Below are 519 nucleotides of genomic sequence, written 5' to 3' on the forward strand. Positions count from 1 at the left end.
GCCGTACGCAGCCCCCACCCGAGCGCGGAGCTCCAGCCGAGCGCCCAGGCGGCCGCGAAGATCGCCCAGGTCGACGGCATCAACGTGTACACGCTCGACGGGGTCACTCTCGCCCACAGCGACAAGAAGCAGATCGGCAAGCGCGTCGTCGGCCCCTTCTCCAAGGCGGCGGCCGGCACGTCCTTCACCGAGACGTTCGCCGGGTCCCTGGGACAGTCCGTGGTCTCGGTGGTCCCGGTCAAGGACGACGACGGCAAGGTCGTCGCCGTCGTGTCCTCGCCCGTCACGGTCCAGAACGTCCAGAGCATGGTGAACGGGCAGCTGCCGGTCGTCCTGGGCACCGCGGCCGGGGTGCTCGCCCTGTCCGCGGGCGGGACGGCCCTGGTGAGCCGTCGGCTGCTGCGCCGGACCCACGGCCTGGGTCCGGCCGAGATGACGAGCATGTACGAGCACCACGACGCGGTGCTGCACGCCGTACGGGAAGGCGTGCTGATCATCGGGGGCGGCGGACGGCTGCTG

Annotated in this window: 1 pseudogene; it reads left to right on the plus strand. The window is 71.7% G+C overall.

Features of this window, described 5'->3' with window-relative positions:
• A pseudogene (locus OP18_RS50705) lies at nt 1-519 on the plus strand (histidine kinase); the annotation flags it as partial.

It is taken from the genome of Dactylosporangium aurantiacum (assembly GCF_000716715.1).
Lineage (GTDB): Bacteria > Actinomycetota > Actinomycetes > Mycobacteriales > Micromonosporaceae > Dactylosporangium > Dactylosporangium aurantiacum.